This window comes from Herbiconiux oxytropis (genome assembly GCF_024979315.1).
Classification (GTDB): domain Bacteria; phylum Actinomycetota; class Actinomycetes; order Actinomycetales; family Microbacteriaceae; genus Herbiconiux; species Herbiconiux oxytropis.
The window spans coordinates 203351-217754 of the sequence record NZ_JANLCK010000004.1; the positions used below are offsets into that span (position 1 = coordinate 203351).

Annotated in this window: 12 protein-coding genes; 2 read left to right on the forward strand and 10 right to left on the reverse strand. The window is 70.2% G+C overall.

Annotated features, from left to right (window positions below; genetic code table 11):
- Nucleotides 1-12 precede the first annotated feature (12 nt).
- From N1028_RS09465 to rpsO, 9 genes are all read right to left on the reverse strand, one after another.
- Entirely contained in the window at nt 13-615 is a 603-nt protein-coding gene (locus tag N1028_RS09465; RefSeq protein WP_259527043.1) for a histidine phosphatase family protein, read from the reverse strand.
- Entirely contained in the window at nt 615-1979 is a 1365-nt protein-coding gene (locus tag N1028_RS09470; protein ID WP_259527045.1) for a M16 family metallopeptidase, read from the reverse strand. Before N1028_RS09470 ends, N1028_RS09465 begins: the two co-directional genes overlap by 1 nt.
- Nucleotides 1980-2296: 317 nt before the next feature.
- A complete protein-coding gene (locus N1028_RS09475) occupies nt 2297-4588 on the reverse strand; it encodes a polyribonucleotide nucleotidyltransferase (RefSeq protein ID WP_259527047.1) in 2292 nt (763 codons plus the stop codon).
- A 252-nt stretch (nt 4589-4840) separates the two neighbouring features.
- The gene (locus N1028_RS09480; RefSeq protein ID WP_259527049.1) at nt 4841-5446 is read right to left on the reverse strand and encodes a hypothetical protein; all 606 of its coding nucleotides are present in this window, start codon (nt 5444-5446) and stop codon (nt 4841-4843) included.
- A gap of 12 nt (nt 5447-5458) precedes the next feature.
- On the reverse strand, nt 5459-6160 hold the full coding sequence (locus N1028_RS09485) for a class I SAM-dependent methyltransferase (protein ID WP_259527060.1): 702 nt from the start codon (nt 6158-6160) through the stop codon (nt 5459-5461).
- A gap of 9 nt (nt 6161-6169) precedes the next feature.
- Complete coding sequence (locus tag N1028_RS09490; RefSeq protein ID WP_259527062.1) at nt 6170-7357, reverse strand: type III polyketide synthase; 1188 nt, start codon at nt 7355-7357, stop codon at nt 6170-6172.
- A 26-nt stretch (nt 7358-7383) separates the two neighbouring features.
- Nucleotides 7384-8067, reverse strand: coding sequence for an FMN reductase (locus tag N1028_RS09495; RefSeq protein WP_259527071.1), 684 nt, complete (start codon nt 8065-8067; stop codon nt 7384-7386).
- A 1-nt stretch (nt 8068) separates the two neighbouring features.
- Nucleotides 8069-9226, reverse strand: coding sequence for an LLM class flavin-dependent oxidoreductase (locus tag N1028_RS09500; protein ID WP_259527074.1), 1158 nt, complete (start codon nt 9224-9226; stop codon nt 8069-8071).
- Nucleotides 9227-9339: 113 nt separating this feature from the next.
- Nucleotides 9340-9609: a 30S ribosomal protein S15 gene (rpsO, locus tag N1028_RS09505; protein ID WP_259527083.1), complete on the reverse strand. Its 270-nt coding sequence runs from the start codon at nt 9607-9609 to the stop codon at nt 9340-9342.
- 144 nt (nt 9610-9753) lie between these two features.
- Between rpsO and N1028_RS09510 the strand changes: the two genes are divergently transcribed.
- Nucleotides 9754-10812, forward strand: coding sequence for an isopenicillin N synthase family dioxygenase (locus N1028_RS09510; protein WP_259527085.1), 1059 nt, complete (start codon nt 9754-9756; stop codon nt 10810-10812).
- On the forward strand, nt 10809-12134 hold the full coding sequence (locus tag N1028_RS09515) for an MFS transporter (protein ID WP_259527087.1): 1326 nt from the start codon (nt 10809-10811) through the stop codon (nt 12132-12134). Before N1028_RS09510 ends, N1028_RS09515 begins: the two co-directional genes overlap by 4 nt.
- Before the next feature lie 9 nt (nt 12135-12143).
- On the opposite strand, the gene N1028_RS09520 is transcribed toward N1028_RS09515, so the two are convergent.
- On the reverse strand, nt 12144-14399 hold the full coding sequence (locus N1028_RS09520; RefSeq protein ID WP_259527091.1) for a HelD family protein: 2256 nt from the start codon (nt 14397-14399) through the stop codon (nt 12144-12146).
- Nucleotides 14400-14404: the final 5 nt, after the last annotated feature.

A 14404-nucleotide genomic window follows, 5' to 3' on the forward strand; every position in this document is an offset into this window, starting at 1 on the left:
CGGCGGGTGCGCTCAATAGGGCTGGGGGTCGTTCATGCCCGTGCGCAGCTCGACCGGCAGGTGACCGAGGTCGTTGTAGGCCACGAGCTCCGGCAGGCGCCCCGACTTGAAGCGGATGATCGTGAGCCCGCCGTGCGCCTGGTTGAGCCCCGCCCAGCGCCACTCCGGCGCATCCATCGCCTCGCGCACGAACCAGGCGATCACGAAGTTGTGGGTGATCAGCAGGTCGTGCGTGGTCTCGCGCGCCGGAGTCAGGAACTCGGCCACGGCATCCGACATCTGCGCCTGCCCGGCCTCGAGCTCGGCCTCGGTGACGGAGTTGAAGAAGGCCTCGAAGGCGTGCGGCATCTGCGGCGAGTAGCCGGAGGGCACGCAGTCGAACAGCAGCGCGCTCGGCTGCGGATCGAGCGCCGGCAGGTGCTCGGACATGATGTGCGCGGTCTGCTCTGCCCGCTGAAGAGGCGAGTGCCAGACGTTGTCGAAGGGAACGCCGCCGAGCCGGTCGGCGATCAGCCGGGACTGGCGCTGACCGCGGGGCGAGAGCGGGCCGTCGGCCACGCCGTGCTCGGCGTCGAGCTGCTCGCCGTGCCGCACGAGGTAGAGGGTGTGCGCCATCAGACGGTCACCGCCGGCGAGAAGGCGTCGGCGTCGACGGGGCCCACGGCGGCGATCCCCATCGGGCCGTCCGCGAGCTCGCGGGCGAGACGCTGCACGTCGTCGCGGGAGACGGCGTTCAGGCGCCGCACGCTCTCGTCGAGGTCGACGAACTCGCCGAGCGTGAGCTCGGCACGGCCGAGCCTCGACATGCGGGTGTCGCTGTCCTCGAGGGCGAGGGCGGCCGATCCGGAGAGCTGGCCGTGCGCCCGGTCGAGCTCGTCGGCGGTGATGCCGTCGTCGGCGAGGCGGCGGAGCTCGGCGAGCATGAGCTCGGTGACGGTGCTCTCGCGACCGGGCGTGCAGCCGGCCGCCATCATGAACACGCCCGCATCCGAGTAGGAGGCGGCGTAGGAGTAGACCGAGTAGGCGAGGCCGCGCTTCTCGCGCACCTCCTGGAACAGGCGCGACGACATGCCGCCGCCGAAGACGGAGTTGAGCACGGCCATCGTGGTGCGGCGATCGTCGCCCGCCACGATGCCGGGCATGCCGACCATCACGCTGGCCTGCTCGGTGGGCTTCCGCACGACGGTCACGGGGGCTATCTCCCCCGGGGTCCATGCTGTGGTCGAGCGACGGGGGCGCGGAGCGGCCGGGGTGTCGAGATCCCACGACGAGAGCCGGAGCGAGGCCTCCACCGCACACACGAGCTCGTCGTGGTCGACGGCGCCGGCCGCCGAGACGATGAGGTCGTTCGGGCGGTAGCCGGCGGCATAGTGCTGCCAGACCGCGTCTCGGGTGACGGCGCGGATGGCGTCGGGCGTGCCGCCCACGGGCCGACCGAGCGGATGCCCGGCGAGCACGGCCTCGAAGATCTTCTCGCCGACGAGGTCGCCGCCGTCGTCCTCGGCCATCGCGAGCTCCTCGAGGATGACGCCGCGCTCGTTCTCGAACTCGATCGGGTCGAGGAGCGACGAGGTCACCATGTCGGAGAGCACCGAGACCGCCATCGGCAGGTCGGCGTCACGCACCTTGGCGTAGTAGCAGGTGTACTCCTTGCTCGTGACGGCGTTGTGCTCGCCGCCCACCGAGTCGAAGGAGATGGCGATGTCGAGGGCCGTGCGCGACGGCGTGCCCTTGAACAGCAGGTGCTCGAGGAAGTGCGTCGACCCGTGCCGCGAGGGCAGCCCGTCGACAGCACCGAGCTCGTCCCGCGACCCGGCCCCGATCCAGTAGCCGATCGTCGCGCTCCGGCTGCCGGGCACGTGCTCCGTGAGCACCCGCACCCCGCTCGGAAGGATCGTTCGCCGCACGAGTCCCTCGGCGACAGTGCCGATGGACAGTTCCGGAACATCAAGAGGCAGAGGTACAGCGCCGGTGGTCATTGGAGTGAGTTTAGCTGGCTTTGTTTCCGCGCCGCCGCTCCTGCGGCGCGGGCGACATGCGGTGCCGGTGTCGTTCGACGTCGCTGCGCGGCGCCGCCCGGCACCGGTACCGCCCTGGGTACAAGAAAAAGGCCCGTTGCGTGGTGTGCCACTTCCCTAGTGTTGGGAACGGGAACACCACGCAACGGGCCTTTTTCGATGACCCAGGGTGAGGGCGTGGCCGCGAAGCGACCGCACCCTCACATGTCGCGCGCGCCGGGCAGGGACCGGCGCGCACTGGGGACGGCGCGCGAAGCACGCCGCCCCCAGCAGCAAACTCAGCCTTCGGCCGGAGCCTCCGGGCCCTCGCTGGCGGCCGCGCTGCTGTCGGTGTCGCCGGTCTCGGCGAGCACCGGGGCGAGCGAGAGCTTTCCGCGGTCGTCGATCTTCGTGATCTCCACGAGGATCTTCTGGCCCACGCCGAGCACGTCTTCGACGTTCTCGACACGCTTGCCGCCGGCGAGCTTGCGCACCTCGGAGATGTGCAGCAGGCCGTCCTTGCCCGGAAGGAGCGAGACGAAGGCGCCGAAGGTGGCGATCTTCACGACGGTTCCGAGGAACTGCTCGCCGATCTCCGGGTTCTGCGGATTCGCGATGGCGTTGACCTGGGCGCGGGCGGCCTCGGCCGACGGACCGTCGACAGCGCCGATGTAGACGGTGCCGTCCTCCTCGATGGAGATGTCGGCGCCGGTCTCGTCCTGGATCGCGTTGATCGTCTTGCCCTTCGGGCCGATCAGCTCGCCGATCTTGTCGACGGGGATCTGCACCGAGATCACGCGGGGCGCGGTCGGAGCCATCTCGTCGGGCGCGTCGATGGCGGAGTTCAGCACGGCGAGGATCGCGTCGCGCGCGGCCTTCGCCTGCTTCAGCGCACCGTCGAGCACCGAGGTGGGGATGCCGTCGAGCTTGGTGTCGAGCTGGATCGCGGTGATGAACTCAGCTGTTCCGGCCACCTTGAAGTCCATGTCGCCCAGAGCGTCTTCCGCACCGAGGATGTCGGTGAGCGCCGCGTAGCGGGTCTCTCCGTCGACCTCGTCCGACACCAGGCCCATGGCGATGCCGGCGACGGGTGCGCGAAGCGGCACACCGGCGTTCAGCAGCGACAGGGTCGAGGCGCAGACCGAGCCCATCGAGGTGGATCCGTTGGACCCGAGGGCCTCGGACACCTGACGGATGGCGTAGGGGAACTCGTCGCGCGCGGGCAGCACCGGCACGAGGGCGCGCTCGGCGAGGAAGCCGTGCCCGATCTCGCGACGCTTCGGCGAACCCACGCGGCCGGTCTCACCGGTCGAGTAGGGCGGGAAGTTGTAGTGGTGCAGGTAGCGCTTGTGCGTGATCGGGCTCAGCGAGTCGATCTGCTGCTCCATCTTCAGCATGTTCAGCGTGGTGACGCCCAGGATCTGGGTCTCACCGCGCTGGAAGATGGCGGAGCCGTGCACGCGCGGGATGACCGCGACCTCGGCGTCGAGCGGCCGGATGTCGGCGAGGCCGCGGCCGTCGATGCGAACGCCGTCCTTCAGGATGCGCCCACGTACGACCGTCTTGGTGACCGACTTGTAGGCGGCGGAGACCGTCGGCAGGATGTCGGCGTCGAGCTCGCCCGCTTCGACCTTCGCGGCGATGGCGGCCTTGACGCGGTCCTTCAGTGCGTCGTCGGCGTTCTGGCGCTCGATCTTGTCGGCGACCTGGTAGATGCCCACCAGCTCGTCGTAGGCGAGAGCGGCGACGGCGTCGTATGCGGCCTGGGTGTAGGGCAGGAACACGGGGTACTCGCGCACCGCCTTGTTGGCCTGCTGGGCCATCGAGGCCTGGGCCTCGACGAGCTGCTTGATGAAGGGCTTCGCTGCCTCGAGGCCCTCGGCCACGACGGCCTCGTTGGGCTTCGTGGCTCCGGCCTTGATGAGGTTCCAGGAACCCTCGGTGGCTTCGGCCTCGACCATCATGATGGCGACGTCCTGCGAGCCGTCGGCTGCGGTCACGACGCGACCGGCGACGACGATGTCGAAGACGGCCTCCTCGAGCTGCGAGTGCTTCGGGAACGCGATCCACTGGTCGGGCTCGGTGCCGTAGCCGGGCATGAGCGCGAGGCGCACCGCACCGATCGGGCCCGAGAACGGGATGCCTGAGATCTGCGACGACGCCGAGGCGGCGTTGATCGCGAGCGAGTCGTAGAACTCGTCCGGAGCGATCGAGAGCACGGTGATGACGACCTGGACCTCGTTGCGGAGGCCGTTGACGAACGACGGGCGAAGCGGCCGGTCGATCAGGCGGCAGACGAGGATGGCCTCGGTGGAGGGGCGGCCCTCGCGGCGGAAGAACGAGCCGGGGATCTTGCCGGCGGCGTAGGAGCGCTCCTCGACGTCGATCGTGAGGGGGAAGAAGTCGAAGTTGTCCTTCGGGTTCTTCGAGACGCTCGTGGCGGACAGAAGCATGGTGTCTTCGTCCAGGTAAGCGGCAACGGCGCCCTGAGCCTGCTGCGCGAGGCGGCCGGTCTCGAAGCGGACGGTGCGGGTGCCGTACTTGCCGTTGTCGAGAACGGCTTCGGCGAATTTGATTTCAGGACCTTCCAAGAGGTCTTTCTCCTTTGTTTAGCGTCGCGGCCCCGTGTGGGCGTGCGACTCCTCGCGTGGGAGCAGGCGGAAACAGCAGGGATGTTGAACGTTCCCTGAACTTGTGCGTTGAAGGGCGACGCTGTGACTGAACACATGCTGGCCACCAGTAGAAGAACTCCGGATGCACGACGTGCGCCGGAAACCCACCACCGAGGACCAGCTACCTGCCGGCCTGCTCTCAACCCCTCCACTCTACCAGTGAAGGGGGCGTTAGCCGAGGAACGCTCGCGCCGGCACGTCGATCTCGACCCGGAACGGCCGCTCGGCGCCCACGACACGCACGGGCACGACGGCTGCGGCGCCGCGTGCGGCGAGCGGCCGCACCAGCGCGTCGACCCTGCCGTCGATCTCGGGCGGGAGGAAGCCGGCCCGGTAGACCGCGCCGTCGTCGGCCACGAGGTCGACGGCCACCTGCAGACGCCGGCCGAGCCAGCGACTCGCATCCGGAGTCAGCACGCCCGTCGGCTCTCCCGCCGACTTCGCCCTCGCCGCCTCGATGGCCGTCTGCCTGCGCTCCGACTGCAGCACACGCACGCTCCGGGGGTCGGAGTCGTCTCCATCGAGCGGCACGAGCTCGACCCCCTCGACCGAGCGCAGGGTGTTCTCGCTGTCGCGGCCGTTCGGGCGCAGCAGGGGGACCATCAGCAACCCGGCGGCGGCCACAGCGACGACCAGCAGCGCGACCACGGCGATCGCGCCACCGAGACCCCAGTCGGCGCGCACGAGGAATCCGGAGACGATGGCGAGCAGCAGCACGACGGCGAAGAGGAAGACCTCCCAGCGCCAGAGCGGCTTGCGGCGGGGCGAGGGATGCATCCCCCTAGTCAATCAGTCGGCGACGGGCCCCGTGTACGTGAGCAGATTGCGGTAGGGAGCCTGCGACTCCACCTCCCACTCCCGACGCGCCGCCACGCGGAGCTCGGCCGTGGTGTAGCTCCGGCGGATGGAGATGAGACCGTCCTCACGGATGAAGGAGCCGTGGAACAGCGCGACGGTCACCGCCGAGAACGCGAGATACGCCCCGGGACTCCGCCTGATGTCGCTGTGCAGGGCCACCCGTCGGCAGAGCAGCTCGCAGTCGATCAACAGGTCGGTGAGCTCGGTGGCCGAGAGGTGATGCAGCACGTGGTTGGAGATGACGAAGTCGAAGCGCTGGGCCCGCTCGACGAGCTGGCTGCTGAGGGCGCGCAGGAAGATCACGCCGTCGGGGTTCGGCACCGACTCGGCGTAGTCCATGGCGCGTGGATCCGGATCGATCGCCGCCACCTGCAGCTGCAGCCCGTCCTCGTTCGCCCAGCGGGCGAGAGCTCGGGCGATGTCTCCGCCGCCGCAGCCCACGTCGAGCAGCGTCGACGGCGTCTCGGCGCTCAGCAGGGGCCGGATGCGCTCCTTGTAGGTGTCGTGCCAGCCCGCGATGAGGCGGTTGACCGTGGCGAACTGCTCGTAGGTGCGGGTGAGCAGTGCCGGATCCGCGGCCGGGTCGTCCATCCGCTCACGCAGGTCGACGGCGCGGCGGCGCAGATCGGGCATGCCCAGCACTCAGGCCGCCTCCCCCACGGCGAGCCCCGCCTCGTGCCCCGCCTCGTCTCCTGCCGCAAGGCGGGCGGCGGACCCGGGTCGTGCGGTGAACAGACCCGTCTCGACGGTCAGGCCCGGCCCGAACGCCATGGCGCAGACCCGCTCTCCCCCGGCCACCGGCGCCGCGGCATCGGCGAGGATGCGCTCGAGCACGAAGAGGATGGTGGCGCTCGACATGTTGCCGTAGCGCCGGAGCACGTCGCGGGAGGGCGCGAGCTGCTCATCGCTCAGGCCGAGCTTGGTCTGCACCCGGTCGAGGATGCTGCGCCCCCCGGGATGCACGGCCCAGCGCTCCACCGCAGTCGACGACGTGCCGGCGAGCAACGGCTGGAGCGCACCCGTGATGTGCTCGTCGATGATCTTCGGCACGTAGGAGCTCAGCACCATTTCGAAGCCGTGGTCGCCGATGGTCCAGGCCATCGCGTCCTCGCCCACCGGGGTGAGGGTCGTCGAGAAGGAGTCGAGGTCGAGGACGGCTCTCGGCCCCGCAGCGGCGTCGGCGGGCTCTCGGGCCGTCACGAGCGCGGCCGCCGCGCCGTCGGCGAAGACGGACGACGCCACGATCTGGTCAGGGTCGCTCGACGAGCGCACGTGCAGGGTGCAGAGCTCGACGCTCACGACGAGCACGACGGCCGACGGGTCGGCTTCGCAGAACGCCTTGGCCATCTTGAGTGCGGGGAAGGCGGCATAGCAGCCCATGAAACCGACATGGAATCGCTGCACGCCAGGATCGAGCCCGAGTCGTCGCACGAGCACGTAGTCGGGTCCCGGCGAGAAGAAGCCGGTGCAGGAGACCGTGATGACGTGGGTGACGTCGGCGGCGCCGAACCCGGATCCGTCATCGAGCGCCTCGCGCGCGGCACGCACGGCGAGCTCGGCGGCCTCCACCGTGTAGAGCCCGTTGCGGGCGGCGGTGCCGGGCGTGAGCAGGGTGCGCTCCGCGTCGATGAACGCGCCGTGCCCTCCCTCCTCGAAGTCGGACACCACGGTGTGCCGGGTGTCGATGCCCGAGGCGTCGAACGAGGTCGCGACGAGTCGCTCGCCCAGCCGGCCGAGGCCGGGCTGGGCGGCGAACAGGTCGCGCACCTGCTGCTGCCGGATGACCGTCGCCGGCACGGCGGTCCGGATGGTCCTCACGCTCACAGCCATACCTTCACTGTAGGCATGATCGCCGGCTACTGTGCTCCGAAACCTCCGACGGCGCTCCCGCCGGCCCCGCCCGGGCTGAACCCGGTGGCGAGGGCGAACGGATCGCGCTCCTGACCCGAGCGGGTCGACGCGGCCACGGCGGCCGCCAGCTCACCGGCGGCCCGGTGGATGCGGTCGGGCAGCGTGGGGAAGCCGTCGTCGGCAGAGCCGGAGCCCCAGTCCTCGGCGGCCGCGAACACGCTCGTGGGCAGCACGGGTGCGCGCAGATAGCTGAACAGCGGCCGCAGCGCGTGGTCGAGGGCGAGCGAGTGGCGGGGAGTGCCGCCGGTCGCAGCGATGAGCACCGGGAGCCCTGTGAGGGCGGTGTTGTCGACCACGTCGAAGAACGACTTGAACAGCCCCGAGTAGCTCGCCGTGAAGATGGGGGTCACGGCGATCAGCCCGTCGGCACCTGTGAGGGCGTCGATCGCCTCCTGGAGCTTCGTGCTCGGGAAGCCGGTCACGAGGTTGTTCGTGATGTCGTGCGCGAGGTCGCGCAGCTCGATCACGGTCACTTCGGTCTCGACCCCGCGCTCCCCCAGGTCGCCCACGGCCGCCTCGGTGAGGCGGTCGGCGAGCAGACGGGTGGAGGAGGGCTGGCTGAGGCCGGCGCTCAGCGCGACGATCCTCTTGGTGCCTGCGCTGCTGCTGGTTCCGGTGCTGCCGGTCATATCAGGCTCCCTGGCCGACGCGCGCGGCCTCGGCGGCCACGCTCGACTGGGCCTCGGCATCCTGCACGGCCTTCGCGACGCGACGCGAGGCCATCCGCTCGATCTCCGAGGCGTGCGTGGGGCCGTCCGGAACGTGCGCCGGGCGCTTGGCGTCGAGCTCCTTGCGGAGCACGGGCACCACGAGCTCGCCGAGCATGTCGAGCTGCTCGAGCACGGCCTTCAACGGCAGTCCGGCGTGGTCCATCAGGAACAGCTGGCGCTGGTAGTCGCCGAAGGTCTCGCGGAACGTGAGCGTGCGGTCGATCACCTGCTGCGGGCTGCCGACGGTGAGCGGGGTCTGCTCGGTGAAGTCCTCGAGGCTCGGTCCGTGCCCGTAGACGGGCGCGTTGTCGAAGTACGGGCGGAACTGCTTCACCGCGTCCTGCGAGTTCTTGGCCATGAAGACCTGCCCGCCGAGGCCCACGAAGGCCTGGTCGGCGGCGCCGTGGCCGTAGTGCTCGAAGCGCTGGCGGTAGAAGGCGATCAGGCGCTGGAAGTGCTCCTTGGGCCAGAAGATGTGGTTCGCGAAGAAGCCGTCGCCGTAGTAGGCGGCCTGCTCGGCGATCTCGGGGCTCCGGATGGAGCCGTGCCAGACGAAAGGCGCGACGTCGTCGAGCGGGCGGGGCGTCGACGTGAAGCCCTGCAGCGGCGTGCGGAACTGGCCCTCCCAGTCGACGACCTTCTCGTCCCAGAGCCGGCGCAGCAGCGCGTAGTTCTCGATGGCGAGCGGGATCCCCTGGCGGATGTCCTTGCCGAACCACGGGTAGACGGGGCCGGTGTTGCCGCGGCCCATCATGAGGTCGACGCGGCCGTCGGCCAGGTGCTGGAGCATGGCGTAGTCCTCGGCGATCTTCACCGGGTCGTTCGTGGTGATGAGCGTCGTGGCGGTCGAGAGCAGGAGCTTCTCGGTCTTGGCGGCGACGTAGCCGAGCATCGTCGTGGGGCTGGAGGGCACGAACGGCTCGTTGTGGTGCTCACCGAGGGCGAAGACGTCGAGGCCCACCTCCTCGGCCTTCTGCGCGATGGTCAGGATGGCCTTGATGCGCTCGTTCTCGGTGGGGGTGGTGTTGTTCGTGGGATCCGTGGTGACGTCTCCGACGGTGAAGATTCCGAACTGCATCTCGACTCCTTAGATCAATGCGTTTGCATGGATAACGCGAGAGCCGCGATTCTATTCCCGGAACGCGAAGAGGCCGCCATCCCGAAGGATGACGGCCTCTTGACGTCTGAGAACTAGCGACGAAGGCCGAGACGCTCGATGAGCGAGCGGTAGCGGTCGATGTCGATGTCCTGGAGGTAGCCCAGGAGGCGACGACGCTGGCCCACGAGGAGCAGCAGGCCACGACGCGAGTGGTGGTCGTGCTTGTGCTCCTTGAGGTGCTCGGTGAGATCCTTGATGCGACGGGTCATCATGGCGACCTGCACTTCAGGGGATCCGGTGTCACCGGGGTGGGTCGCGTACTCTTCGATGATCGCCTTCTTGACGTCTGATTCGAGTGCCATAGATGGGATCCCCTTTCTCTCGTTGCGCGGTGCCTGGCAGCCTGATGCTGTGGCTCTCTTGATCCGCGGCCGTTCTCACGGCAACCTGTAGAGCTTACCAGACACACAGACGTAACAATCCTGGGGCGGACGTACGATTTCTGTATGACCGGTTCCACCCTCGCGACTGCCACCCTGCCCGTGCTCGACCTCTCCCGGCTCGGTTCCGGGGGCACGGAGGCCGAGTCCTTCCGACGCGACCTCCGCGAGGCCACCCACGACTACGGCTTCTTCTACCTCGTGGGGCACGGCGTGCCGCACGAGCTGATCGAGCGCGTCATCACCACCGCCCGCCGCTTCTTCGACCTCCCCGAGGCCGACAAGCTCGCCATCGAGAACCTGAGGAGCCCGCACTTCCGCGGCTACACGCGCGTGGGCGGCGAGCTCACGCAGGGGAAGGTCGACTGGCGCGAGCAGATCGACATCGGGGTGGAGCGCGAGCCCGTGCTGCGCACCGCCGACACGCCCGACTACATGCGCCTCGACGGCCCGAACCAGTGGCCGGCGGCCCTGCCCGAGCTCCAGGAGACCGTCGCCGAGTGGTACGACGAGCTCAACCGGGTGGCCCTCACGCTGCTGCGCGCCTGGGCGGTCTCGCTCGGAGCCGACGAGGGGGTCTTCGACGCCGCCTTCGCCGAGCGGCCCTCCACCCTCATCAAGATCGTGCGCTACCCCGGCAGGAGCGATCCGGAGCCGAAACAGGGTGTGGGCGCGCACAAGGACTCCGGGGTGCTCACTCTGCTCCTCGTCGAGCCGGGCAAGGCGGGCCTGCAGGTGGAGAAGGACGGCGAGTGGATCGACGCGCCCCCGCTCGAGGACGCGTTCGTGGTGAACATCGGCGAGCTGCTCGAGGTGGCCACCGACGGCTACCTGAAGGCCACGGTGCACCGCGTGATCTCGCCGCGCATCGGCGACGACCGCATCTCGATCCCGTTCTTCTACGCCCCCGCTCTCGACTCCACGGTGCCGCGCATCACGCTGCCGCCCGAGCTCGCGGCCCTGGCGCGCGGCATCACGGTCGACCCCGGCAATCCGATCTTCACGACCTACGGGGAGAACTCGCTGAAGAGCCGGCTGCGCGCGCACCCTGACGTCGCGGCGATCCACCACGCCGACCTGGTCGAGCAGAACGCCGCCGCCGCCGCTCAGAACAGCCGGGCGTGACGCCCGCGAGCGGGCAGGCCAAGCGCCGCAACCACTTCGCCGACCTCACGCCGCTGAAGGCGAGCCCGGCCTTCGCGCGGTTGTGGGCCGGTCAGGCCATCGCCGGCATCGGCAGCCAGATGACGATCGTGGCGGTGGGTCTCGACGTCTACCGGCTCACCGACTCGACCCTCGCTGTCTCGGGCGTCGCCCTGTTCGCGCTCCTGCCGATGATCGTGGCCGGGCTCTACGGCGGCATGCTCGCGGATGCCTTCGACCGCCGCAAGGTCGCGCTGATCGCAGCGATCGGCGCGTGGGTGGCCACCGGAGTCCTCGCCCTCCTGGCCTGGACCGGGGCCGACAGCGTGCCGGCCCTCTACGCGCTCGCGACGATCAACGCCGTGGCCGCCACGGTCATCCAGGCCACCAGGTCGGCGATCTACCCGCGCATCCTGCCGCGGGAGCTGCTGCCCGCGGCGGCCGCGCTCAACGGCATCACGATCGGCGTGATGGTGACCGTCGGCCCCGCCCTCGCGGGCGTGCTCGTGGCGACCGTCGGCTTCGGCTGGACCTACTCGATCGACGTGATCCTCTTCACCGCCGCCTTCGTGGGCATCGCGAGCCTGCCGAAGATCCTGCCGGAGGGGCAGATCCACAAGCCGGGGCTCGAGTCGCTGCGGGAGGGCTTCGCGTTCCTCAAGCGCGCCCCGAACATCCGGGCCCAGTTCCTCGTCGACATCGCCGCCATGACCTTCGGGCAGCCGCGCGTGCTCTTCCCCGCCATCGGGGCGCTCATCCTGGGCGGCGGGCCGATCACGGTCGGCATCCTCACGGCCGCCTCGGCGGTGGGGACGATGCTCGCGAGCATCTTCTCCGGCCGGCTCGGCGGCGTGCGCTGGCAGGGCCGGGCGATCGCGCGGGCCGTGCAGGCCTACGGCGTGTTCGTGGTGCTGTTCGGTGTCGTGATCCTCGTGGCGACGATCACCGGATCCGCCGACTCGGTGGGCCTGGAGTTCTCGGAGGCGAACCTGCCGGCCCTTCTTCTCGCCTCCCTCGCCCTCGTGGGCACGGGAGCCGCCGACGAGATCAGCGCCATCTTCCGCACCACCATGATGCAGACCGCCGTGCCCGACAACATGCGCGGCCGCCTGCAGGGCGTGTTCACCGTGGTGGTGGCGGGCGGCCCCCGCGTCGGGGACCTCTATGTGGGCGTGCTGTCGGTGTTCGCGGCGCTCTGGTTCCCGCCTCTGCTCGGAGGTCTCGTCATCGTGGCGCTGGCCGCCCTCATCCTGCGGCTCGTGCCCACCTTCCGGGGCTACGACGCCCTCGACCCCCGCCCCTGATCCGAGCGATCAGAGCGCGACGGGAGCCTGTTCGCCGGGAGCGAGGAGCAGCGTGAGGCGCTGGGTGGGGCGCGTCATGGCGACGTAGAGGGCGGAGGCGCCGCGCGTGGATTCGGCGACGATCGCGGCGGGCGCGACCACCAGCACCGAGTCGAACTCGAGGCCCTTCGCGTCGGCCGGCGTGAGCAGGGCCACGGGGCGGGACAGACCCGCGACGCCGACCCCGAGGGTGTCGCCGAGACGGTCGGCGAGCAACCCCGAGAGCTCGGTGAAGCCCGACGCAGGGGCGATCACGGCGGTCGTGCCGCCGGACGCCGTCATGGAGCCGAGCTCGGCGACGAGCAGTTCGCGCTGCTCCGCCTCGTCCGTGGGCGCGAGCGCGAGCACGGGCCAATCGGTCGTGCGCACCGATCGGGATCGGGTGACCACGAGGCCGTTCGCCTCGGCCACCCGCTCCGCGGCGTCCACGATCTGCGACGGCGTGCGGTAGTTGACCGTGAGCTCCTCGAGCCGCCAGGCGTCGCCGATGAGCGGTGACAGCGTCGACTCCCAGCTCGTCGACGACGCGGCGGAGGACGCCTGCGCCACGTCGCCCACGATCGTGAACGACTTCACCGGCGACTTGCGCAGCAGCACCCGCCACTGCATGGGAGAGAGCTCCTGCGCCTCGTCGACCACGATGTGCCCGTAGGTCCAGCTGCGGTCCGAGGCGGCGCGCTCGGCCGTAGTGAGCGAGGCCGTGCTCTCGGCGAAGCCCGCCACCACGTCCTCGGCCGAGACCATGCCCGACACGTCCATGTTGCTGATGGCGCGCTTGGCGTTCTCGAGGTCGCGCTTGTGCTGCGCCTTGGCGGCGCGCTTGGCGGCGGAGTCGGCCACGTCGTACGAGCCGAGCAGCTCGGCGGCCTCGTCGAGCAGCGGAACGTCGGCGAGCGTCAGCTCGGAGCCCCTCGGCCGGCGCAGCAGCTCGCGCTTGGCCTTCGACCAGTGCCCCGTGAGCGACGCGAGCCACTGCGGGCGCGCATAGAGGTCTTCGAGGAGCCTCTCGGGCGTGAGCGGGATCCAGGCGGTGTTGAGCGCCACCCGCACGTCGTACGCCGTGCGGAGGTCTTCGCGGAGGTAGGCCTGGTCGGCGTCGTCGACCGTGCTCCCCCGGCGGCGCAGCTGATCGGCGAGCTGGCGGGTGAGCTGGTTCAGCACGATCTTCACGAAGGTCACCCGGCCCTCGTTGTAGGGCTTGCCGGATTCGCGGGCCTTCGCGATGGCATCCGCGATCACCTGCGGCTGCAGCACGATCCGCTCGCCGTTGACCTCGAGGTCGATCGGCTCGGCGGGCACTCGCTGCCGGGAGCGCATGGCTCGGCGGATGAGCCCCGCCATTTCGGCGGAGCCCTTGAGCGCCGCCACCGCGGGCGCGTCCTCGGCCGTGATGTCGTGGCCCGGGTAGAGCTGGCCGAGGCTGGAGAGCACCACTCCGGTCTCGCCGAGGCTCGGCAGCACGGCGTTGATGTACTGCAGGAAGGCACGGCTCGGGCCCACGACGAGCACGCCGCTGGAGCCCAGGCGATCCCGGTGCGTGTAGAGCAGGTAGGCGGCGCGGTGCAGCGCTACGGCGGTCTTGCCGGTGCCCGGCCCACCCTGCACCACGAGCACGCCCGAGAGGTCGGAGCGGATGACGCGGTCCTGCTCGGCCTGGATGGTCGACACGATGTCGTGCATCTGACCGGTCCGCTGCGCCGAGAGCGCGGCGAGCAGGGCCCCCTCGCCCTGGAGCTGCGTGGTGTCGTCGTCGAGGAGGGTGCTGTCGAAGACCTCGTCCTCGATGCGCACGACGTCGCGGCCGCGAGTGGTGAGGTGGCGCCGGGCTCGAGCCCCGAGCGGGGTCGCGGCGGTGGCCTGGTAGAAGGCGCGAGCCTGGGGCGCCCGCCAGTCGAGCAGCAGAGGCTCGAGGTTCTCGTCGCGAAGGCCCAGCCGGCCGATGTAGCGGAGGGTGGAGGCGGAGCCGCCGGGCGACGCCGGATCGGGCGCCTCGAGCAGTTCGAGCCGGCCGAAGGCGAGCCGCTCGCCCACCTCGCGCAGCTGCGCGATGCGGTCCTCGTAGACCCGCGCGAAGGCGTCCCGTTCCGAACGGGACTGGTGATTGCCGCCCACGCTCTCGCGGCGCACCTGGGCGAGCTCGCGCTCGGCATCGGCCTTCAGACGATCGAGGCGGGCGTAGAGCCCCCCCACGTAGTCGCGTTCGCGATCGAGTTCGCTCTCCGCCACGGCAC

Bases quoted from the DNA above. Each gene is read 5' to 3' on its own strand.
- rpsO (WP_259527083.1), bottom strand. From the start codon at position 9,609: ATGGCACTCGAATCAGACGTCAAGAAGGCGATCATCGAAGAGTACGCG.
- N1028_RS09500 (WP_259527074.1), bottom strand. From the start codon at position 9,226: ATGCAGTTCGGAATCTTCACCGTCGGAGACGTCACCACGGATCCCACG.
- N1028_RS09470 (WP_259527045.1), bottom strand. From the start codon at position 1,979: ATGACCACCGGCGCTGTACCTCTGCCTCTTGATGTTCCGGAACTGTCC.
- N1028_RS09495 (WP_259527071.1), bottom strand. From the start codon at position 8,067: ATGACCGGCAGCACCGGAACCAGCAGCAGCGCAGGCACCAAGAGGATC.
- N1028_RS09465 (WP_259527043.1), bottom strand. From the start codon at position 615: ATGGCGCACACCCTCTACCTCGTGCGGCACGGCGAGCAGCTCGACGCC.
- N1028_RS09490 (WP_259527062.1), bottom strand. From the start codon at position 7,357: ATGGCTGTGAGCGTGAGGACCATCCGGACCGCCGTGCCGGCGACGGTC.
- N1028_RS09485 (WP_259527060.1), bottom strand. From the start codon at position 6,160: ATGCCCGATCTGCGCCGCCGCGCCGTCGACCTGCGTGAGCGGATGGAC.
- N1028_RS09510 (WP_259527085.1), top strand. From the start codon at position 9,754: ATGACCGGTTCCACCCTCGCGACTGCCACCCTGCCCGTGCTCGACCTC.
- N1028_RS09480 (WP_259527049.1), bottom strand. From the start codon at position 5,446: ATGCATCCCTCGCCCCGCCGCAAGCCGCTCTGGCGCTGGGAGGTCTTC.